Genomic DNA, 20,829 nt, shown 5'->3' with positions numbered 1-20,829 from the left:
ACCGCTTTGGAGTGGACATGGCCCGCTTACGTCGACTTCTCGCCGTCTCCATGCTCGGTATCATCGGATGTCTTCCCGCTCCTGCTCAGGCCGCCACGGACGGCCCCTACGAGCCGACCGTCGAATCCCTGAACAGTCACCCGACCCCTAAGTGGTTCAACAACGACAAGTTCGGCATCTTCCTCCATTGGGGGGCGTACTCCGTCCCGGCCTGGGGCCCGCGCGGCAGTTACGCCGAGTGGTACTGGTACTACATGAACTCCCCCGGCAACGCGACCAACAGCTACCACCGGGACACCTACGGGCCTGACTTCGCCTACGACCGCTTCGCCGAGCAGTGGAAGGCCGAGAAGTTCGACGCCGCCGACTGGGTCAAGCTCTTCAACGACGCCGGGGCCAAGTACTTCGTCCTCACCTCCAAGCACCACGAGGGCGTCGCCCTGTGGGACAGCAAGGTCAGCGAGCGCGACACCATGGCGCTGGGCCCGAAGCGGGACCTGGCCAAGGAGCTGTTCACCGCGGCCCGCGCCGACGGGAAGCTGCGCGCGGGCTTCTACTACTCGCTCATGGAGTGGTACAACCCGCTGTTCACCGGCCACCCGGCGACCAACCCGTACACCGGGCAGCCGGTGCCCTACACCGGGGCCCCGCAGAGCGGCGACTACGTCAAGGACTACATGCTCCCGCAGATGCGGGAGCTGATCGACGGCTACGACCCCGACATCCTGTGGTGCGACGGCCAGTGGGACCGCTCGGCCGCCCAGTGGCAGACCGCGGGGGTGATCGCCGACTACTACAACAAGGCGGCGAAGAAGGGCAAGGAGGTCGCGGTCGCCAACCGGTGCAAGATCGAGAGCGGCGCGCTGGACAGCCACGAGCTGGACTTCCAGACGCCCGAGTACTCCGTCAAGCCGGACATCGACCCCGTCAAGTGGGAGTCCAGCCGCGGCATCGCGCACTCCTACGGCTACAACCAGAACGAGCCCATCGAGGACTACCTGACCTCCGACCAGCTCGTGGACTCCTTCGTGGACATCGTCAGCAAGAACGGCAACCTGCTGCTCGACGTGGGCCCGAAGGCCGACGGCACCATCCCCGACGTGCAGCGGGAACGCCTGCTGGACATGGGCTCCTGGCTGAAGGTCAACGGCGAGGCCATGTACGGCACCACGTACTGGACGCGCGCCGAGGAGAAGGGCGGCCCGGACGACGTCCGGTACACCGTCAAGGACGGCGTCCTCTACGCGACCGCGCTGAAGTGGCCGGGCGAGCGGCTGACGCTGGGCGCGGACGTCCCGGCGGGCCCCGGGACGCGGATCACGCTGCTCGGCTCCGACGCCGGCCCGCTGCCGTGGCAGCGCGACGAGCAGGGCCGGGTGGTCGTCACCACGCCCGCCGAGACCGGACAGTACGCCTGGTCGTTCAAGATCGAGACGCCCGGCGTGACGGCCCTGCCGCGCTTCGGCACCGACCTGCCCGAGCACGTGCAGGCCGGTGAGAGCGTCACCGGCAAGGTGACCGTCACCAACCCCGGCTCCACGCCGCTGCGCGCGGCCTCGCTGACGCTCGCCGCGCCCGACGGCTGGACGGTCACCCCGGCGAGCACCCGGATCGGCCACCTGGCCGCCGGGGCGAGCACCGAGGTGCCCGTCACCGTGACCGTGCCGCCCGGGGCCGAGCCCGCCGCGCTCGGGATCCAGGCGACGCTCAAGTCAGGACGGCTGCGCGCGGCGTACCGGATCCCCGTCTCGGTGGTGCTGCCGAACCTGGCCGAGGGCAAGCCGGCCACCCAGCAGAGCACCGGCTACGACGCCCCGGCCGCGCGGGCCGTGGACGGCAACACCGACGGCGGCTTCTGGAACGGCTCGGTCACCCACACCCAGGAACCGGCCAGGGAAGCCTGGTGGCAGGTCGACCTGGGGGCCTCGGCCGCCCTGGACAGCGTGGAGATCTGGAACCGCACCGACTGCTGCGCCGACCGGTTGCGGGACTACTGGGTGATGTCCTCCGAGCAGCCGATCACCGCCGACGGCCTGGAGGCGGCCCGCACGACGCCGGGCGTGACCGCCGTGCACGTGCAGGAACAGGCCGGCCGGCCCAGCACGGTCAAGCTGCCCGCCGGCACCACCGGCCGGCACGTGCGCATCCAGCTCTCCTCCGGCACCGACCCGCTCGCCCTGGCGGAGGTGCGGGTGAGAGGCCGCTAGAACGGGCGGCGGAACCACGAGGCGCCGCTCCCGGTCAGGGGCGGCAGGTCTGGTCGGCGGCGGGGAGTGCGCCGGTGGCCAGGTAGGCGTTGACCTTGGCGTCCACGCAGGCGTTGCCGTACTCGCCGTAGATCCCGTGGGCGATGACGCCGCGCAGCGTGAGCAGGCGGGAGCCGGTCAGCGCCCGGTGCATGGCCTTGCTGCCCTCGTAGGTGGTGGCGGTGTCGCCGGTGGCGGACACGATCAGCGCGGGGGTGGGGTTGGCGACGTGCGTGAGCGGCTCGCGCGGCTCGTCCGGCCAGAAGGCGCAGGGCCAGATGTTGTTCTTGACCGGGCCGAAGAGCGGGTGGCGCGCCCGGCTGCGCTGGACGTCGTCCCAGTAGACGTCGGGGTCGCCCGGCGCGGCCCGGTCGCCGCAGGTGATCGCGGCGGCCGGGCCGGCCAGCGGCGAACCGGCGCTGGTCAGGACGAACGCCAGGAATCCGGCGAGCTCCGGGCCGGGTTCGGCCGGGCGGCCGTGCGCGGCCTCGTTCAGCGTCCGGACGGTGGCGGCGAACTCGGCGCGCGCCTCGGGACGGTCGTTCGCGGAGCCGACGGAGAGCAGGTACGGGACCGCCTGGTCGTCCACCTCGTACCGGCCGACGCGCAGCGGGCGCTTCTCCGCGGCGGCGACGATCGCGTCCACCGTGGCGAGCACGCGAGCGGGGGTCGCGCCGAGCCCGTGGACGCCGTGGCGTCCGGCGGCCCAGGACGCCCAGGCGCGCAGCGCGCGGTCCGCCTCGTCCTCGGTGCCCCGCATCGCCCTGGGGCCCCACTTGTCCGGGTCGCCCGCGCTGTCCAGGACCACCCGGTCGGTGCGGCCGGGGAACATCTGCGTGTAGACCGCGCCCAGGTAGCTGCCGTAGGAGTAGCCGAGGAAGGAGATCCGGCGCTCCCCCAGGGCGCGGCGCACCAGGTCGATGTCGCGGGCCGTGTCGCGGGTGTTGACGTACGGGAGCACGTCGGCGTGCCGCCGGGCGCAGCGCTCGGCCAGGTCGCGCTGCACCGCCACCTGGTGGTCGAACCGGGCGCGGGTCGAGCCGGCCGAGCGCAGCCACAGGCCGATGGGCCAGCCGCAGTCGAGCGGCGTGCTGCGTCCGACGAAACGCGGGTCCAGGCCGATGATGTCGTACCGGGCGGCGACGTCCTTCATGGCCGCGCGCGTCCGCAGGGGCATGCCGAGCGTGCTCTCGCCGGGGCCGCCGCTGTTGAGCACCAGCGTGCCGATGCGGTGGGCGCGGTCGGTCGCCGGGAGGCGGGACAGCGCGAGCTTGATGGCGCGGCCGTCCGGCCTGGAGTGGTCGAGCGGGACGGCGAGCTCCGCGCAGCGCGCGCCCGCCTGGTCGAGCTGCCTGCCGACGGCGTCGTCCGGGCCCTGCGAGCAGCGGTTCCAGTCGAGCGCCGGGGGTTTCCGGCCGGTCGCCGCGGGCGCGCCGGCGTCGGCCCCGGCCGGGGGCGCGACGGCGACGGACAGGGCGATCAGGGCCAGGACGGGGACCAGGCGACCGGGCGGCCGCACACGTGTCGGTTTCATGGCCGGGGACGCTATTGCGGCCGGACGCCCGGCACGATACAGCCCGCCGCACGCCCTTGGTACAGCCCGCTGTAGTGTCCGGCCCCGGACGGCGACGGGATACTGGTGCCCCGGTACGCAGGTCAGGAGGAGGTGCGCATGCGTGACCGCGCCTTCCCCGGCTCGATCTCCCGGCTGTTCTCCGGTCCGAGGTCCCGGCTGTCGTCCGGCTCGGTCTCCCGGCTGTCGTCCGGCTCGGCCTACCTGCTGGGCACGCTGGCCACCGCCGTGGCCACGGCGCTCGTGCTCCCGGTGCTGCTCGCGCCGGCGGCGGGGCGGGGCTGGGCGGCCTGGCACCGCCGGCGGGCCGGCCGGCTGCTCGGCGTCCCGTCCGACGGGGTGCCGGGCGGGGTGCCGGGCGGCGGGGTGCCGGGCGGGCGGCGGGATCTCGCCTGGGCGCTCGCGCACGTCGTCACCGGGTTCCCGTTCGGGCTGGCCGCCCTGCTGTGCCTGGGCAACATCGTGGTCGCCGCGGTGGCGATGGTCTCGTGGCGGGCGTTCCCGGCGGAGGCGCGTCCCACGCTGTTCTCGTTCTTCGACGTCGCCGTCGACGATTGGGCGACCGCGCTGGGCGGGGGGTCGGCCCAGATCGTCGTCCTCGGCGCGGCGGCCTGGTGGGGGCTGCCCGCACTGGCCCGGCTGCACGCCCGGCTGTCCCTGGCGCTGCTCGCGCCGTCGGCCCGCGAGCGGCTCACCGCGCGGGTCGACGTGCTGACCAGGAGCCGGGTCGGCGTGGTCGACGCCCATGGCGCTGAGCTCCAGCGCATCGAACGCGACCTGCACGACGGGACGCAGGCCCGCCTGGTGACCATCGCCATGCACCTGGGCCTGGCCCGCGAGTCGCTCGCCGACGACCCGGACACGGTCGCCCTGCTGCTCCAGGAGGCGCACGAGACGGCGGAGGAGGCGATGGCCGAGCTGCGCGCGGTGCTCCAGACGATCTACCCGCCGATCCTCGCCGACCGCGGGCTCGACGGCGCGCTGACGGCGCTGGCCGCCCGGTCGAGCGTGCCGGTCCACATCGAGCTCGCCGGCCTGGGCGCGCTGCCGCCGTCCGTGGAGACGGTGGCCTACTACGTGATCGCCGAGGCGCTGACGAACGTGACCAAGCACGCCGCCGCCACGCGGGCGTCCCTGCGGATCGAGCGCGCCGGCGACGTGCTGTCCATCGAGGTCACCGACGACGGCCGGGGCGGCGCCGACGAGGCGCGCGGCACCGGGATCCCCGGCATCCGCCGGCGGGTCGCCGCCCTCGACGGCACGCTCCGCCTCGACAGCCCGCCGGGCGGCCCCACCACGCTCGCCGTCCGGATGCCGTGCGCATCGTGATCGTCGAAGGAGGTCCCTTGCGGGTCGTGATCGCCGAGGACAACGTCCTGCTGGCCGGCGGGCTGAAGCTGCTGCTGGCGGCCAGGGGCTGCGAGGTCGCCGCGGTCGTCGGCGACGGCGAGGCGTTCCTGCGCGCCGTCGCCGAGCACCGTCCCGACATCGCCATCGTCGACGTGCGGCTGCCGCCGTCGTTCCGCGACGAGGGCATCCACGCCGCGCTGCGGGCCCGCCGCGAGCACGGCGCGCTGCCGATCCTGGTGCTCTCGCAGTACGTCGAGCGCGAGTACGCCGGCGAGCTGCTCGCCGACGGCCGCGGCGGCATCGGCTACCTGCTCAAGGACCGCATCGGCCGGGTGGCCGAGTTCGTCGACGCCCTGCGGCGGGTCGCGGCCGGCGGCACCGCCATGGATCCGGAAGTGGTCACCCAGCTCTTCGCCCGCCGCGCCGACGACCCCCTCGCCGCCCTCACCGCCCGCGAGCGGGAGTCCCTGGCCCTCATGGCTCAGGGGCACGACAACGCCACCATCGCCGAGCGCATGCGCATCTCCGACAATGCCGTCCACAAGCACATCGGCAACGTCTTCGCCAAGCTCGGCCTGGCGCCGGACGACTCCGGCCACCGCCGCGTCCGCGCCGTGCTCGCCTACCTGGACGGCACGCCGCGCCCGCCCGAGCAGGCCCCCGTCCGCGGGCAGCCGCGCTGACCCGGCCTTCCCCGGCGGGCCGCGGACGTCAGAGCAGCGCGGCGAGCTCGGCCGGCCGCGAGAACATCGGCCAGTGGCCGGTCGGCAGCTCGGCGAACGTCCACTCAGGCGTGCCGAGCGCGGCGAACGCCGGGTTCCCCGAGTCGATCAGCTCGCGGATCACCGCCACCGGCATGGTCGAGGCGACCATGGTCTTCGGCGTCGCCGGGATGCGCTCCGGCCGCCGCGCCGGCTGCACGACCGCGCCCCACGGCTGGGGCGTCGCCTTGGCGCGGATCTGCTCCCAGCGCTCCTCGGTCAGGCCCGCGAACTTGCCTTTTCCCTCCTCGTAGGCGGGGACGTCGAGCGCGTGGCCGTCCCCGACCTGGGCGCGCCAGGCCTTCTGGGTGTCCTCGTCGTTGAAGTCGATCACCGCCGCCCCGGACGGCAGCGGCCCGGCGTCCACGTAGACGACCCGGCTGAGCCGCTCGGGATGCCGGTCGGCGACCGCGGTCACCGGGACGTTCGCCCCGCTGTGCCCGACCAGGACGACGTCGTCCCAGCCGTCCATCGCCGCCAGGATGTCGGCGACGTGCGTCTCCACGCCGACCTCCGGTGACAGCTCGCCGGCCCGCTCCGCCACCCCCGTCAGGGTGACCGCCCGTACCTGGTGCCCGGCGGCGCGCAGTTCGTCGGCCACCTCGTCCCAGGCCCAGGCGCCCAGCCAGAATCCGGGTACCAGCACGTAGTTCGCCATCTCGTCGTCCTTCCAAGTGAGCCGATGTCGCTACGCTAAAGCCGCAAGCGGACAGAACCCGCCCGGATTAAGAGGGTGACCTGTGTCATATCCGGCGACCCGGATGCTGGCGATGCTCGAACTGCTCCAGGCCCACCACGTGCTGGGCGGCCGCGACCTCGCCCAGCGGCTCGGCGTGGACGAACGGACCGTCCGCCGTTACGCCGCCCGGCTCGCCGACCTGGGCATCCCCGTCGCCGCCGAGCGCGGCCGGTACGGCGGCTACCGGCTGATGCCCGGCTACAAGCTGCCGCCGCTGATGCTCACCGACGACGAGGCCACCGCCGTGGTCCTCGGCCTGCTCGCCGGCCGCCGCCTGGGCCTGGCCGCCGAGGCCACCGAGGCCGCCCTGGCCAAGATCCGGCGGGTGCTGCCGGACACGCTGCGGCAGCAGGCCGGCGCGCTGGAGGAGACCCTCGACTTCACCCTCGCCGCACGCGCGGCGCGGACGCCCGCGAGCCGGGCCGTGCTGACCCTGGCCGCCGCGATCCGCGACCGCCGCCGGGTCACGCTGGGCTACCGCTCCTGGAAGGGCTCCGCCACCGAACGCGAACTGGACGGCCACGGCCTGGTCTTCCACTCCGGCCGCTGGTACGTGACCGGCCTCGACCACCTGTCCGGCGAGCTGCGCACCTTCCGCCTCGACCGGATCTCCTCCGTCGTCCCCGGGACGGCCTCCTACGAGATCCCCGCGGAGTCCGACCCGGTACGGCAGGTCACCGCCTCGCTGGCCCGGGTGCCGTACGCGCACCTCGTCGAGGTCGTCCTGGACGTGCCCCTCGCCGAGGCGGCCCGTCGCGTCCCGCCGTCGGTGGCCGAACTCACCGAGACCCCGGACGGAGTGCTGCTGCGGATGCGCGCCGAGTCCCTGGACGGCATGGCCACCATGCTGGCCGGGCTCGGCTTCCCGTTCACGATCCGGTCGCCGCCGGAACTGCGCACGGCCGTCCGCCGGCTGGCCCAGGGGCTGCTGGACCGGACTCCCGAGTGAGCCCGGCCGCCAGCGGACCGAGTGGTACAGGTCGAAGGCGTGGTTGCCGCCGCGCAGCTCGGCGTACACGACGGGGATCGAGACGGCCGGCGCCGGGCTCGGCGTGGGGTTCGGGCCCGCGCGGGTGCTCCGCTCGCCGCCGGCGTCGCGGCCGGCCCTCTCCGCCGTACGGCCGGCCGTCTCGCTCACGGCCGGCCAGGCCCGGCGGTCCTGGTCGCGCGCCGGGCCGGGCGGGTGCAGACGAGTCCGTCCGGGTCCGTCCGACCTGCTGTTGGACACCCCGGCCCGGCCGCTTGCGTGGGATGCGAGGCGGCCGACCGGGCCGCCCCCAGCGAAGGAGAGACCCGTGAACGCATCCAGCGCGCCGCGCCCCCGGACCGGGAAGGTCACGGCGGCCCTCGCCGCCACCGCACTCGCCGCCGGGCTCGGCCTGGCCGCTCTCGCCACCACCGCGTCACCCGCCCAGGCGGCCGGCCCCGCAGCAGGCTCCGCAGCCGGCCCCGCGACCGGCCAGCCGGGCCTGGACCGGCTGCACGCGTACTGCCAGAGCCTGGGCCACCTCAATTCGGTGGCCCAGAATCCGAAATCGGTCTGGAGCTGGCGCTGCGTCGGCGTGGACGGCACCATGCACGGCATCAACATGCACGACGCGTGCCGCTGGCAACACGGCGCGGGCCTGTCCCACGCCGCCTTCCACGACGAGCACAACGCCTTCTCCTGGTACTGCTACTGATCGCGCCACCACACCGGCCCGCCCCGCCGTCGTCGGTGGTCAGCCGATGGGGGCGGGGAGGACGCCGGTGCGGTGGAGGTGGCGGCGGGCCGCCGTGATGGCCTCCGGGGTCGAGGCGAACACCTGGCCGGCCTCGTCCAGGCGGGCGATGGCGCCCAGGGCGCGCAGCGGGCGGTGGTGGCCGTCCCGGATGCCGGAGACGTACACGGTGATGCCGCGTCGTTCCAGGCGGGTGATGGCGTCGCCGAGGACCAGGGCGCCGCTGGCGTCGATCGTGGTGATGCGGGACATGCGCAGGATCACCACCGAGACGTCGGCGACCTCCGACAGCTCCAGCAGGAAGCGGTGCGCCGCGGCGAAGAACAGCGGCCCGTCCAGCCGGTAGGCGACGATGTGCTCGGCCAGCAGCTCGTGCTCCTCGGCGTCGTGGTCGCCGGGCAGGTCGGCCTGAAGGGGCACGGTGTCCAGGCGCACGTTCCTGGCGATGGCGCGCAGCGCGAGCGCCCCGGCCACGATCAGGCCGAGGATGACGGCGGTGACCAGGTCGAGAACGAGAGTCGCGACCGCGGTCGAGGCCAGGACGACGGCGTCGGCCCGGGTGGAGCGCACCATCGACGTCACCGAGCCGACCTCGACCATCCGCGCCGCGGTGGCCAGCAGCACCCCGGCCAGGGCCGCCAGCGGGATGCGGGCGACCAGGCCGGCGGCGGTGAACACGATGACGCCGAGGATCGCGGCGTGCGCGAGCGCGGCCAGCCGGGAGGACGCGCCCGCGCGCACGTTGACGGCGGTGCGGGCGATCGCGCCGGTGGCCGGGACGCCGCCGAACAGCGGGGCCACCAGGTTGGCGATGCCCTGGCCGAACAGCTCGCGGTCGGGGTCGTGCCGGTGGTTGACGCTCATGCCGTCGGCGACGGCGGCCGACAGCAACGATTCCAGCGCGGCCAGCGCGGCCACGGCGAACGCGGGGGCGACGAGGGAGCTCAGCGCGGCGACGTCCAGGAACTCCAGGGACGGGGCGGGCAGCCCCGCGGGCAGGGCGCCGATGCGCGTCACCGGCAGCCCCGCCAGCTCCGCGACGAGGGTGGCGGCTACGACGGCGAGCAGCGAGAACGGCACTGCGGGCCGCAGGCGTCCGCCGACCAGGATCAGCGCCGCGACCGCCGCGGCCATGGCGAGGGCGGCCCAGTTCGGACGGGCGGCGAAGTCGCGTACCGCCTGCCAGGCCACGGCCAGCACCTTGTCACCCGCAGGCGTGGGCACGCCGAGCGCGGCGGGCACCTGCTGCATGCCGATCACGCAGGCGATGCCCAGGGTGAACCCCTCCACCACCGGCGCGGGCACCAGCATCATGAACCGGCCCGCCCGGGCCAGGGCCAGGCCGAGCAGCAGCAGCCCGGCCAGCAGCCCCACCGTCAGCACGCCGGTGGCGCCGTGCGCGTGCATGATCGGGACGAGCACCACCGTCATCGCCCCGGTCGGCCCGGACACCTGCAGGGCCGAGCCGCCGAAGACGGCGGCCAGCGCGCCGGCCACCACCGCGGTGGCCAGCCCCGCCTGCGCGCCCAGCCCGCTGGAGATGCCGAAGCCGAGCGCCAGCGGCAGCGCCACGATGGCCACCGTCAGCCCGGCCAGCAGGTCGCGGCGCGGATGACGGCCGAACGCGGCCAGATCGGCCCGGCCGGGCAGGACGGGGCGCAGACGGGCCCAGCCCGCCCGGAGCACTGAGGTCACCGTTCGCCGGCCTCCGACTCAAGCAGCTCGTTCAGCAGCGCGTGCCGGCCGGAGAGCTTGGCCTGCAGCAGGTGGCGGGCGGCGCGCAGCAGCTCCGCCACGTCGCCGCCGGACAGCGCGTACACGACGGTCGATCCGTCGCGGCGGGCGGTGACCAGCTCCGAGCGGCGCAGCACGGCCAGGTGTTGCGACAGGCCGGTCGGCTCCACCTGGATCTCGGCCAGCAGGTCGCGCACCGGCATCGGGCCGTCCTGGAGCAGCTCCAGGACGCGGATCCGCACCGGATGCCCGAGCAGCCGGAACAGCTCGGCCTTGGCCTCGTACAGGGGGACGGACATCAGCGCGCCCCCTCTCCCCCGCGGGCCGGGCCTGGGGCTGCGGCGGGGCTTTCGTCCGTGTCCACGCCGTGTGCGCGGGCCATCCGCAGCACCTCGTCCAGCCCGCCGGCGGCGGCCAGCGCGGCGTCGGCGTCGCCGTCCTGCTCGGCGGCGCGCAGCGCGCCGGCCGCCTCATCCACCCGGCGCCGGATCGCCGCAGCGAACGCCTCGCTCACACTGTCTCCCGTCTGCACGTCTGTCCTGACGGGATAAGTGTCATACGAATTGCGAAAATTCGCAACTGCGATATGCCTGAGACCAGGCTCGTCTCTTTGTCATCCGGCTGTCGAGGCTGGCCCGTCCGGCGGCGGCCCGACCCGCGCCTACGGAATCGCCGAGCGCGAGCGAGGAGGCGCGGGCCGCGGTGGCTGACGGCGCCGACGCCCCTGAGGTCCCCCGACCGGCCATGTGCCCACCCGCTCGGGCCGGTGCCCGAGCCGGTGTCCGGGCCGGTGCTCGGGCCAGTGGCGGGGCGGCCGCTCAGCCAGCGGTCGGGGCAGTGGCCGGGCGGCTGCTCAGGCGAGCGCGTCTGCGGGGCGTTTGCGGCGGGATCTGATCTCGTAGGCGAGCAGTGTGCCGCCGACGGCCACGGCGACCGCCCCCACCACCGGCAGCGCCTCGGCGGACGAGGCCACGGCGGCGAACGCCAGCACCAGCAGCGCCACCACCACGCGGCTCAGCCACGGGAACCCCCACATGCGCAGCCGCAGCAGCTCGGGCGACTCGGCCTCCATGCGCCGGCGCAGCCGGAGCTGGCTGAGCGCCACGAAGACGTAGAGCAGCAGCACCAGCAGCCCGGCGGTGTTGATCAGCAGGTCGAAGGCGTCGTCGCCGACCGCGAACGCGCCGGCCATCAGGGCCAGCGCGAGCGCGCCGCCGCCGAGCAGCGCGGGCGCGGGCACCCCGGACGCCCGTACCCGCGCAGCCGCGGCCGGGGCGTCGCCGCGGGCGGCCATCGCGCACAGGACGCGCGAGGCGGCGTACAGGGCGGCGTTCATCACCGACACGACCGCGACCAGGATCACCCAGGTCATCAGGGTCGCCGCGCCGGGTATGCCGAGCTCGGCGATGGCGGCGGCGAACGGGCTGTCCGCGCCGTTGGACGGGACGCGGTCCCACGGCACGACCGCCAGGATGACCAGCACCGAGCCGACGTAGAAGATGAGCACCCGCCACACCACCCGCAGGGTGGCCCGCGCGACCTCCTTGGCCGGTTCGGCCGACTCGGCGGCGGCGATGGTGACGATCTCCGCCCCGAAGTAGGAGAACAGCACGGTGACGAGCGCGGTGAGGACCGCTCCCCAGCCCTTGGGGGCGAACCCGCCGTGCCCGGTCAGCGCGGTGAGACCGGCGCCGCCGCCGGACGGCCACAGCCCCAGGACGTACAGCGCCCCGGCGGCGAGGAACGCCACGATCACCACGACCTTGACCGAGGCCAGCCAGAACTCGGTCTCGCCGAACAGCCGTACCGAGACCAGGTTGGCCGCGGTGAGCGCGACCAGCAGCGCGACGGCCGTCGGCAGCACGGGGACGGCGCCGGACAGCGAGTGCAGCAGCTTGGCCCCCGCCACGCCCTCGAACGCGACCGCGACGATCGCGAACAGCCAGTAGCACCAGCCCACCAGGAACCCGGCCCGCGGCCCGAGGGCGGTACGGGCGTAGTCGGCGAACGAGCCCGCCGAGGGCCGGGCGGCGGCCATCTCGCCGAGCATCCGCATCACCAGGACGACGATCAGGCCGCCCAGGGCGTAGGCGACCAGCGCCGCCGGGCCGGTGTCGGCGATCACCTTGCCGCTGCTGACGAACAGGCCGGCGCTGATGACGCCGCCGAGCCCGATCATGGTCATGTGACGTCGTTTGAGTCCGCGGTGGAGCGATCCCCCGCTGTCGTGCCCGGTCATGGCGTTCGGCTCCCTGCTGTTCTCGGATAGGGGAGGTCGGACCCCGGCCCATGGCCGGGCCGGGGTCTGGTTGATCGCGGGGGCGGTACGGGTGGCGGCGGTCAGTGGCCGCTGTCAGTGGCCGCCGTCAGTGGCCGCCGTCAGTGGCCGCGGTAGACGGCGGGCCGTCGTTCGACGAAGGAGCGGACGCCTTCGCGCACGTCCTGGCCGCGCAGGCAGGCCAGCAGCCCTTCGGACTCCAGGTCGAGCACCTCTTCCAGGTCCAGCTCCCAGACCTGCCGCATGGCCTGCTTGATCAGGCGTACCGGGGTGGGCGCCGCGGCGGCGATGCGTTCGGCCAGCTCCAGCGCCGTGTCGAGCAGGTCGGCGTCGGGGACCAGCCTGCTGACCAGCCCGGCGCGGTACGCCTCGGCGGCGCCGACGGTCTCGCCCGTCAGCAGGAGGTCCACCGCGCGGCCGTGGCCGATCAGGCGGGGCAGCGAGTAGAGCACGCCGTTGCTCGGGAACAGGCCGCGGTGCACCTCCTTGAAGGCGAACGAGGCGGCGTGCCCGGCCAGCCGCAGGTCGCTGGCGATGGCCAGCTCCACGCCGACACCGACCGCGATCCCGTTGACCGCCGAGATGATCACCTTGGGGTGGGTGGTGAAGCGGCGGGTGAGGTCCTGGAGCGCGGCGGTCCGTTCGACCAGGTCGGCGTCCGACCCGGCGGCGAGCTGCGCGCCGGCCTCCTTCAGGTCGGTCCCGGCCGAGAAGGCGCGGCCGGTGCCGGTGAGCACCAGCGCGCCCACCGCGTCGTCGCGGGCGGCCTCGTCCAGGACGGCGACCAGCTCGCCGTAGGTGCGCTGCCGGAAGGCGTTCAGCACCTCGGGCCGGTCGAAGGCGACCACCAGGGCCGAGCCGGTGCGGCGCACCCGCAGATCGGTGCTCATCGGTTGCCCTCCCGGGCGTCGTAGGCGCCGTCCCGTCCGGGCGGCAGCAGGTGCTTGGCGACGCGTTCGGACGGCGTCATCGGGAACGTCTCGACGAACTCCACGAACCGCGGCGTCTTGAAGTCGGCCAGCCGCTCCCTGACGTAGGCGACCAGCTCGTGCGGCTCGACGGGCTCGGCGAGCTGCACGAACGCCTTGACCTCCTCGCCCAGGAGCTCGTCGGGCACCGGGATCACGGCGGCGGCGCGCACGGCCGGGTGGCCGGTCAGCACCGCCTCCACCTCGGCGGCGGCGATGTTCTCGCTGCCGCGCCGGATCATCTCCTTGAGCCGCCCGACCAGGTGGTAGTGGCCGTGGGCGTCCCGGTGGCCGAGGTCGCCCATGGGGTACCAGCCGTCGCGCAGCAGCGGCTCGTCCCGGTTCCAGTAGCCGGTCAGCATCGGCCGGCCGCGGACCATGATCTCGCCGACCTCGCCGTCCGCGGCGTCGGATCCGTCCTCCCGGACGATCTTGACCTCCTTGCCGGGGACCGGCCGTCCCATGGCGCCGGTGCCGACGCACGCGGTGTCCTCCGGCCGGACGGCCAGCACGACCCCGGCCTCGGTGCTGCCGTACGCCTCCCGCCAGGGCGCGCCCCAGCGCTCCTCGATCGCGGCGTGCCGGGCGGGCGCGATGCCCGAGCACAGGACGAGCCGGACGCGGTGGGCCCGGTCCAGTTCGGGGTCGGGCGGCTGCTTGAGCAGCAGCAGCGGCATGGTGCCGAGGACGTAGAAGAAGGTGGCGCCGTGCTCGCGCACCGCCGGCCAGAAGCCGGAGGCGGAGAAGCGCGGCAGGATCACCAGCGGGATGCCGGTCAGCAGGCACAGCACCGTGTTCCACTGCGGGTCCATGTAGTAGAACGGCTGGGCGGTGAGGTCCACGTCGTCCGGGGTGACGGCGGCGACGTCGGCCGCCAGCTCGGCCAGGTGGAGCCAGTAGCGGTGGGTGAGCATGCAGCCCTTGGGGAACCCGGTGGTGCCCGAGGTGTACTGGAGGTTGAGCAGGTCGTCCCAGCCGACGTCGGGCAGGCCGGACGCACCGGCCGCGGCGGCGGTCTCGGCCCCCGCGTCGAAGGCGCCCGCGGGGACGGGTCCGGGCGCGGGCCCGGCGTCGGCGGGGTCGAGCAGCCCGACCTCGCCCAGGCCCAGCGCCAGCAGCGCCCCGGCCGCGGCGGCCGAGCCGGCCAGGGCCAGCACCGGCGCGGAGTCCTTGACGACGTGGGCCAGGTCGGCGCTGCGATACCCGGGGTTCAGCGGGACGATCACCGCGCCCAGCTTGGCGATCGCCAGCCACGCGACCGGGAAGCCGACGCCGTTGCCCAGCATCACCGCGACCCGGTCGCCGCGGCGGACGCCGTGCGCGGCCAGCACGCCCGCCAGCCGGTCGGTCCGCCGCTCCACCTGGGCGACGGTGGTCTCGACGCCCTCGAAGCGGAACAGCACCCGGTCGCCGTGGGCGGCGGCCCGGTCCCTGAGCAGCCCGCCGAGCCCGCCCGCGATCCGCCCGGCCGCTCCCCCGCCGGACGGCGGCGCGGCCGTCACGCCCGCCGCCGGGTGGCCATGTCGAACATCATGACCAGCTCGGCGGCGCAGTCGGCCAGGTCGACGGCCTCCTCGTCGAAGACCCACTGGAGCATGACGCCGTCGATCGCCCCCTGGACGGTGACGGCCAGCGTGCGCGGCGAGAAGTCGCGGAAGTCTCCGCTGTCCTGGCCGCGCCGCAGGATGCCCTCCAGGTGGTGGCGGCACGGGTCGTACATGTCGGCGTTGAACCGGCGCTTGGCCTCGGGCGATCCGAAGCTGCCCCAGATGTCCACCAGCGCGACGAAGTTGGCGCGGTTGGCCGCCATGAACTCGAAGCTCGCCTCGATGAAGGCGCGCAGCCGGTGCGGGGCGTCCGGCGCCCGGTCCACCCGGGCCTTGATGAACCGGTTGGTCTCGGTGAACAGGGCGTTGACGACCTGCTGGATCAGTTCGTCCCGGCCGGCGAAGTGGTAGGAGATCACGCCCCTGCTGACGCCGACGTCCTGGGCGATCCGGGCCAGCGACGCCTGGGGCAGCCCGGCGGTGGCGATGGTGGAGATGGCGCCCTCCACGATCTGCCGCCGCCGGGCCTCCTCGATGAACGAGGCCTTCTTCTGGCCGTCCTGATCGATTTTTGACCGCATGGCCAGGATTCAAGCCCGGCGGACGGCGTGCGGCAAGCCCCGCTCACCGACTGTGCGGTTTCCCCCACCCCTCGCCGGGCCGTTCTCCGGGCCGTTCTCCGGGTCGTTCTCCGGGCCGGCCGGTCGCCGCCAGGTAGTGCAGCACCGCCAGCACCCGGCGGTTGCCGGCCGCCGACGCGGGCAGGCCGAGCTTGGCGAACACCGCGGTGACGTGCTTCTCCACCGCGCTCAGTGACACGTACAGCCGCTCGGCGATGCCGGTGTTGGACCAGCCCTCGGCCATCAGGGCGAGCACCTCGCGCTCCCGGGGCAGCAGGGACTCGTCCCAGCCGGGGTCGGGCATGGCGGCACCTCCTCGGTGCGGGAAACCGCAAGATCCGGGCGAACCTCTTGTCTCACTCATACCATCTGGATTAAATCCTGGCCATGCGGTCAAAAAATCATCATCACGTCCGGAAAACCTGCGTGCTCGGCGTCGTCCTGGCCGGCGTGGTGCTCGGCGGCGGCCTCGCCGTCCCGGCTCACGCCCGGACGGCGCACGTTCCCGCCACCGCGACCCGAAACGCCACGGACGCCACGGACGCCACGGACGAGCAGCTCCGCTGCCTGCTGGACGGCGTCGTCACGCCGCCCGTGCCCGGCGCGATCCTCACCGTGACCGGCCCCGGCCGCGCCTTCGACGGCGCTGCCGGCGCGTACGAGCTGGGCGGACGCGCCCTGCGCAGCTCCGACGCCTTCCGCACGGCCAGCGTCACCAAGACGATGACCGCGGCCCTCGCGCTCCGCCTCACCGAACGCGGCGACCTGCGCCTGGACGCCCCCATCAGCGAATACCTGGACCGGAAGCTGGTCGCGCGCATCCCGTACGGGTCGCGGATCACCGTCCGGCAGCTCCTCGACCACACCGCCGGCCTGTACGACTACGTGGGGGACGAGAAGTGGTTCCAGTACGTGCTCGACCATCCGGACAAGACCTGGAAACCGATGGAACTGGTGGACTGGGCGCTCCGGTCGGGCAAGCCCTACTTCGCTCCCGGCAAGGGCTACCACTACTCCGACACGGGCTACGTCCTGGCCGGGATGGTCATCGAGAGGGCCGGCCGCGAGCCGCTGCACCGGCTGTACCGGTCGCTGCTGCTCCAGCCGCTGAAGATGGACCGCACGTACCTGGAGTGGTGGGAGCCGCACCGCGGCCCGCGCGCCCACAACTACCTCGGCGAGCGCGACACCTACGACTACAACCCGACCTTCGACACGTTCGGCGGCGGCGGCCTGGTCTCGACCGGGGCCGACCTCAACCGGTTCATGCGCGGCCTGTTCGAGGGCAGGCTCTTCAAGAGCCCGGCGACGCTGCGGACGATGCTGCGCAGCACCCCGCAGAGCGTCAAGGCCGGATCGCCGTACGGGCTGGGCATCGCCCGGCTGACCGCGACCGGCGAAGCCGTCTACGGGCACAGCGGCTTCTTCGGCGCGTTCCAGATCTACGTGCCGGACAAGCGGCTCGCGATGACCGGCACCCTCACCCAGTCGGAGACGGTGTCCAAGAAGCAGAACAGCGAGTTCATCGAGAACGCCCTGCGGGTGAGCCTCGGCCAGGCGCCCACCGGCCCCTGCGGGAGCCGGTAGATCAGGCCACGCAGGAGTCGGCCAGCTTCCCCGACGACGCCATCGCCGTCCTGGTGGGCGTGACGGAGGGACGGGCGGACGGCGTGCCCGACGGCCCGGCGGACGGCGTGCCCGCGGCGACGGTGGCGGGCGCGCGGTGCGACCGGACGATGGCCCTGCGGACGTCGGCCCGGATGCGCGGGAAGTCCGGATAGGCCGGGTTGTAGCGCGGCGGGACGATCGACAACGTCCCCACCCGGGCGCCCTTGACCTTGTCGGCCAGCGGCACCAGGTCCTGCAGCAGCCCGCGCGGGATGTCGGTGCGGAACGTCTGCCGGGCCGCGCCCGCCAGCTGCTTGAACTTCAGCAGCACGTTGGCCGGGTCGAGCTGGTCGAGCATGGCGGAGATGACGCAGTGCTGGCGGCGCATCCGGGTGTGGTTGTCGCCTCCGGCGCAGTTGGAGCCGTCGTGGTCGCGGGCCCTGCCGTACCAGAGGGCGTCGTTGCCGTTCAGCCGGCGGGTGCCCGCCTTGATCACGCCGCCGTCGCTGCGGCCCACGCCGTAGCAGATGTCCTGCTCGACGTGGATGCGCACGCCGCCGAGCGCGTCGATCAGCCGGGCCACGCCCCACATGTTGACCAGCACGTAGTAGTCGATCTTGAGGCCGAGGATCTCGCCGACCGCGTCCTTGACGGCGTCGGGGGCCCGGGTGGGCGAGTTGCGGAACGGCGTGGGATGGGTGTCGGCGTAGGCCCAGACGCCGTTCAGCAGGTCCTCCGACTCCCGCCCTGCCCCCGCGATGTAGAAGCCCTTGGGCGGCGGGAACAGCCGGCCCATCACGCTGTCCCTGGGGAAGGGCGCGTTCTCCATCTCCCTGGGCAGCGCGAACAGCACGGTGTCGCCGGTCCTGACGTCGATGCTGGCGACGTTGATGCTGTCGGTGCGGATGCTCGTCCCGTTGCGGCCGCGCGCGCCGTCGCCGCCGAGCAGCAGGATGTTCACCCTCGTCCGGCCGGCCCACGGGTCGGCGTGGTTGATGGGCGTGGGCTCGGGGGCGTTGAACACGTCGGTCAGCGTGGCGTCGACCTCCGACACCGTCTGCGAGGCCACCACGAACGGCGACACGACGGCCGCGACCAGCAGCAGCGCCACGCCGTCCGACCAGACCAGCCGCCGCCGCGGCCGCAGCACGGTGTAGGAGGCGACCACCAGCAGCCCCCACGCGACGCCGACGCCGACGGCGCCACCGCTGATCGCCTTGGCCCAGGCGGCCTGGGTCGCCATGGCCCAGCCGCCCGCCGAGACCACCACGACGGCCACCGCCACGCCCGCGGCCAGGAACAGCCCCAGCAGCGCCAGCCCGAGCAGGCGGTACCCGGCCCGCAGATGGGCCGCGCCCGGAATCACGATCGACAGCGCCGTCCAGCCGATGGCTGCCCCCGCGCCCCGTTTGGTGCCCATCCGCCCTCATGATCTCTATGTGGTACGTCCCCCGAGATCATAGGTTCGGGCCTGATTGCCCACGTACGCAACTTATCCGGCGGATTATGCGGAAGAAGGGCGTCAGTCCACGTACGCCCACAGGTCGTAGGTGGTGGAGCCCGGGTAGCTCTGCGGATAGTGCGTGCTGCACCACCAGGTCTGCCAGCGCCCGTTCTGCTGGCCCGACTGGCCGAAGGAGACGCAGATGTCGTACGGCAGGCCGGTGTAGACGACCTGGAGCGTGGACGTGGCCTCCGCCGGCGTGCTCGCCAGGACGGGCGCCAGGGCGGTGACCGCGGCAAGCGCCAGGGCGGTGATTCCGCGACGCATCGGCTCTCCCTTCATCAAGGGTCGGATTGTGCGAATGGCGATCACCGTGAATTGCACGACAGCGCTCGTCCGCACCGCAACCTCGGCCCTCGCCCGGCCCCGGCGACCAGCGCGAACGTCCCGCGGGCGATGAAAGGTTCATCCCGCCGCCCCTGACGGCGTCAGGACAGGGTTGTGCCGTGTCAGCACGGCGTCGGCGCGGTGTCAGCGCGGCCCGCGAAGGTGGACGCCATGACCACCACGACGATCACGACTATTCGGTGTTGCTAGGTACTAGTACCTCGTGCCACTATGTAGCCAGTAGTCAGCGCCACTGAGTAGCTGCGCCGACGGCGAGACCCCCCGGAAGAGAAGACAGGGCCAAGTGATGACGACACAACAAGCTCCGGCGATCCAGGTGCACGGCCTGGAGAAGTCGTACAAGGAACTCGACGTGCTGCGCGGCGTGGACTTCGAGGTGGCGCGGGGCAGCATCTTCGCCCTGCTCGGCTCGAACGGCGCGGGCAAGACCACGCTGGTGAAGATCCTGTCCACGCTGCTCAAGGCCGACGCCGGCACGGCCAGGGTCAACGGCCTCGACGTCGCCGGGCAGGCCGCCCAGGTGCGCGAGTCCATCAGCCTCACCGGCCAGTTCGCCGCCGTGGACGAGATCCTCAGCGGGCGGGAGAACCTCGTGCTGGTCGCCCGGCTGCGGCACCTCAAGAACCCCGGCAAGATCGCCGACGACCTGCTCGAACGGTTCTCGCTGACCGACGCGGGCGCCCGGAAGGCGGCGACCTACTCGGGCGGCATGCGCCGCCGCCTCGACATCGCGATGAGCCTCATCGGCGACCCGCCGGTCATCTTCCTCGACGAGCCGACCACCGGCCTCGACCCCCAGGCGCGCATCGAGGTGTGGCAGGCCGTCAAGGACCTCGCCGCCCAGGGCACCACCGTGCTGCTCACCACCCAGTACCTGGACGAGGCCGAGCAGCTCGCGGACCGGATCGCGATCCTGCACGAGGGCCGGATCATCGTCAACGGCACCCTCGCCGAGCTCAAGCAGCTCCTCCCGCCCGCCAAGGTCGAGTACGTCGAGAAGCAGCCGACCCTGGAGGACGTCTTCCTCACCCTCGTCGGCACGAAAGCCTAAGGACCACCACGATGAGCAAGCACTTCTTCGGCGACACCACCGTCCTGCTGGGACGGTCCCTGCGTCACATCTCCCGCAGCCCCGACACCATCGTCACGACCGCGATCATGCCGATCGCCATGATGCTGATGTTCGTCTACGTGTTCGGCGGCGCGATCAGAACGGGGTCGGACTCGTATGTGAACTACATGCTGCCCGGCATCCTGCTCATCACGGTCGCCTCCGGCATCGCCTACACCGCCTACCGGCTGTTCATGGACATGAAGGGCGGCATCTTCGAACGGTTCCAGTCCATGCCGACGGCGCGCTCGTCGGTGTTGTGGGCGCACGTGCTGACCTCGCTGGTGGCCAACCTGGTCTCGCTGGTGGTCGTGATGCTCGTCGCCCTGCTCATGGGCTTCCGATCGAGCGCGGGCCTGTCGGCCTGGCTGTCGGTCGCGGGCATCCTGATCCTGTTCACCCTGGCGCTGACCTGGATCGCCGTCATCCCCGGCCTGTCGGCCAAGACCATGGAAGGCGCGAGCGCGTTCTCCTACCCGCTCATCTTCCTGCCGTTCCTCAGCTCGGCGTTCGTGCCCACCGACACCATGCCCACCGTGGTGCGCGTCTTCGCCGAGAACCAGCCGGTGACCTCCATCGTCAACGCCGTCCGCGCCCTGTTCGCCGAGCAGCCCGCCGGCAACGACATCTGGATCGCCCTCGCCTGGTGCGTCGGCATCCTGGTCGTCGCCTACGTCTTCGCCATGAACACCTACCGCCGCAAGATCTCCTAGGAGGACGC

The 20,829-nt window shown here is 73.3% G+C and carries 19 protein-coding genes and 1 pseudogene; 8 read left to right on the top strand and 12 right to left on the bottom strand.

What is annotated here, in order from left to right:
- The first annotated feature begins 17 nt into the window (after positions 1-17).
- Positions 18-2,207 (top strand): alpha-L-fucosidase, encoded by a 2,190-nt coding sequence (locus tag ACIBQ8_RS30775; RefSeq protein ID WP_397193594.1) that lies wholly within the window; start codon positions 18-20, stop codon positions 2,205-2,207.
- Between the two features lie 34 nt (positions 2,208-2,241).
- Here the strand turns inward: ACIBQ8_RS30775 and ACIBQ8_RS30770 are convergent, their stop codons facing one another.
- Positions 2,242-3,780 (bottom strand): alpha/beta hydrolase, encoded by a 1,539-nt coding sequence (locus ACIBQ8_RS30770; RefSeq protein ID WP_397193593.1) that lies wholly within the window; start codon positions 3,778-3,780, stop codon positions 2,242-2,244.
- 138 nt (positions 3,781-3,918) lie between these two features.
- Here ACIBQ8_RS30770 and ACIBQ8_RS30765 point away from each other — a divergent pair, with 138 nt between their 5' ends.
- Both ACIBQ8_RS30765 and ACIBQ8_RS30760 read left to right on the top strand, forming a co-directional pair.
- A complete protein-coding gene (locus tag ACIBQ8_RS30765) occupies positions 3,919-5,148 on the top strand; it encodes a histidine kinase (RefSeq protein WP_397193592.1) in 1,230 nt (409 codons plus the stop codon).
- A 17-nt stretch (positions 5,149-5,165) separates the two neighbouring features.
- Positions 5,166-5,852 carry a response regulator gene (locus ACIBQ8_RS30760; RefSeq protein ID WP_397171858.1) on the top strand — a complete coding sequence of 229 codons (687 nt, stop codon included), beginning with the start codon at positions 5,166-5,168 and terminating at the stop codon, positions 5,850-5,852.
- Between the two features lie 28 nt (positions 5,853-5,880).
- On the opposite strand, the gene ACIBQ8_RS30755 is transcribed toward ACIBQ8_RS30760, so the two are convergent.
- Positions 5,881-6,588 carry an alpha/beta fold hydrolase gene (locus ACIBQ8_RS30755; RefSeq protein ID WP_397171860.1) on the bottom strand — a complete coding sequence of 236 codons (708 nt, stop codon included), beginning with the start codon at positions 6,586-6,588 and terminating at the stop codon, positions 5,881-5,883.
- Between the two features lie 82 nt (positions 6,589-6,670).
- On the opposite strand from ACIBQ8_RS30755, the gene ACIBQ8_RS30750 reads away from it, so the two are divergent.
- Together ACIBQ8_RS30750 and ACIBQ8_RS30745 are read left to right on the top strand one after the other, a co-directional pair.
- Positions 6,671-7,618, top strand: a complete 948-nt coding sequence (locus tag ACIBQ8_RS30750; protein ID WP_397193591.1) for a helix-turn-helix transcriptional regulator — start codon at positions 6,671-6,673, stop codon at positions 7,616-7,618.
- Positions 7,619-7,964: 346 nt separating this feature from the next.
- Positions 7,965-8,351: a hypothetical protein gene (locus tag ACIBQ8_RS30745; protein WP_397171863.1), complete on the top strand. Its 387-nt coding sequence runs from the start codon at positions 7,965-7,967 to the stop codon at positions 8,349-8,351.
- A gap of 39 nt (positions 8,352-8,390) precedes the next feature.
- On the opposite strand, the gene ACIBQ8_RS30740 is transcribed toward ACIBQ8_RS30745, so the two are convergent.
- The 8 genes and pseudogenes from ACIBQ8_RS30740 to ACIBQ8_RS30705 form a co-directional block, all read right to left on the bottom strand.
- Positions 8,391-10,085: a SulP family inorganic anion transporter gene (locus tag ACIBQ8_RS30740; RefSeq protein ID WP_397171865.1), complete on the bottom strand. Its 1,695-nt coding sequence runs from the start codon at positions 10,083-10,085 to the stop codon at positions 8,391-8,393.
- Positions 10,082-10,423: an ArsR/SmtB family transcription factor gene (locus tag ACIBQ8_RS30735; protein WP_397171867.1), complete on the bottom strand. Its 342-nt coding sequence runs from the start codon at positions 10,421-10,423 to the stop codon at positions 10,082-10,084. Before ACIBQ8_RS30735 ends, ACIBQ8_RS30740 begins: the two co-directional genes overlap by 4 nt.
- Entirely contained in the window at positions 10,423-10,638 is a 216-nt protein-coding gene (locus tag ACIBQ8_RS30730) for a hypothetical protein (RefSeq protein ID WP_397193590.1), read from the bottom strand. The genes ACIBQ8_RS30735 and ACIBQ8_RS30730 overlap by 1 nt, the downstream gene beginning before the upstream one ends.
- A gap of 339 nt (positions 10,639-10,977) precedes the next feature.
- Positions 10,978-12,309 carry an amino acid permease gene (locus ACIBQ8_RS30725; RefSeq protein WP_397193589.1) on the bottom strand — a complete coding sequence of 444 codons (1,332 nt, stop codon included), beginning with the start codon at positions 12,307-12,309 and terminating at the stop codon, positions 10,978-10,980.
- A 194-nt stretch (positions 12,310-12,503) separates the two neighbouring features.
- Positions 12,504-13,292: an enoyl-CoA hydratase/isomerase family protein gene (locus ACIBQ8_RS30720; RefSeq protein WP_397193588.1), complete on the bottom strand. Its 789-nt coding sequence runs from the start codon at positions 13,290-13,292 to the stop codon at positions 12,504-12,506.
- The gene (locus tag ACIBQ8_RS30715) at positions 13,289-14,872 is read right to left on the bottom strand and encodes an AMP-binding protein (protein ID WP_397193587.1); all 1,584 of its coding nucleotides are present in this window, start codon (positions 14,870-14,872) and stop codon (positions 13,289-13,291) included. Before ACIBQ8_RS30715 ends, ACIBQ8_RS30720 begins: the two co-directional genes overlap by 4 nt.
- Entirely contained in the window at positions 14,869-15,498 is a 630-nt protein-coding gene (locus ACIBQ8_RS30710) for a TetR/AcrR family transcriptional regulator (protein WP_397193586.1), read from the bottom strand. Before ACIBQ8_RS30710 ends, ACIBQ8_RS30715 begins: the two co-directional genes overlap by 4 nt.
- A gap of 43 nt (positions 15,499-15,541) precedes the next feature.
- Positions 15,542-15,814, bottom strand: a pseudogene (locus tag ACIBQ8_RS30705) (response regulator transcription factor); the annotation flags it as partial.
- 149 nt (positions 15,815-15,963) lie between these two features.
- On the opposite strand from ACIBQ8_RS30705, the gene ACIBQ8_RS30700 reads away from it, so the two are divergent.
- Positions 15,964-17,124, top strand: a complete 1,161-nt coding sequence (locus tag ACIBQ8_RS30700; RefSeq protein ID WP_397193585.1) for a serine hydrolase domain-containing protein — start codon at positions 15,964-15,966, stop codon at positions 17,122-17,124.
- A gap of 1 nt (position 17,125) precedes the next feature.
- On the opposite strand, the gene ACIBQ8_RS30695 is transcribed toward ACIBQ8_RS30700, so the two are convergent.
- Both ACIBQ8_RS30695 and ACIBQ8_RS30690 read right to left on the bottom strand, forming a co-directional pair.
- Positions 17,126-18,565 (bottom strand): LCP family protein, encoded by a 1,440-nt coding sequence (locus ACIBQ8_RS30695; RefSeq protein ID WP_397193584.1) that lies wholly within the window; start codon positions 18,563-18,565, stop codon positions 17,126-17,128.
- Between the two features lie 102 nt (positions 18,566-18,667).
- Positions 18,668-18,916, bottom strand: a complete 249-nt coding sequence (locus tag ACIBQ8_RS30690; protein ID WP_397171879.1) for a hypothetical protein — start codon at positions 18,914-18,916, stop codon at positions 18,668-18,670.
- 367 nt (positions 18,917-19,283) lie between these two features.
- On the opposite strand from ACIBQ8_RS30690, the gene ACIBQ8_RS30685 reads away from it, so the two are divergent.
- Positions 19,284-20,048: an ABC transporter ATP-binding protein gene (locus tag ACIBQ8_RS30685; RefSeq protein ID WP_397193583.1), complete on the top strand. Its 765-nt coding sequence runs from the start codon at positions 19,284-19,286 to the stop codon at positions 20,046-20,048.
- A gap of 11 nt (positions 20,049-20,059) precedes the next feature.
- On the top strand, positions 20,060-20,821 hold the full coding sequence (locus ACIBQ8_RS30680; RefSeq protein WP_397193582.1) for an ABC transporter permease: 762 nt from the start codon (positions 20,060-20,062) through the stop codon (positions 20,819-20,821).
- Positions 20,822-20,829: the final 8 nt, after the last annotated feature.

Origin of the sequence: Nonomuraea sp. NPDC049646 (genome assembly GCF_044465525.1) — a bacterium.
Taxonomy (GTDB): Bacteria; Actinomycetota; Actinomycetes; order Streptosporangiales; family Streptosporangiaceae; genus Nonomuraea.
Note: the sequence above shows the minus strand (reverse complement) of the source record. Positions and strands in the feature narration are given on the sequence as shown.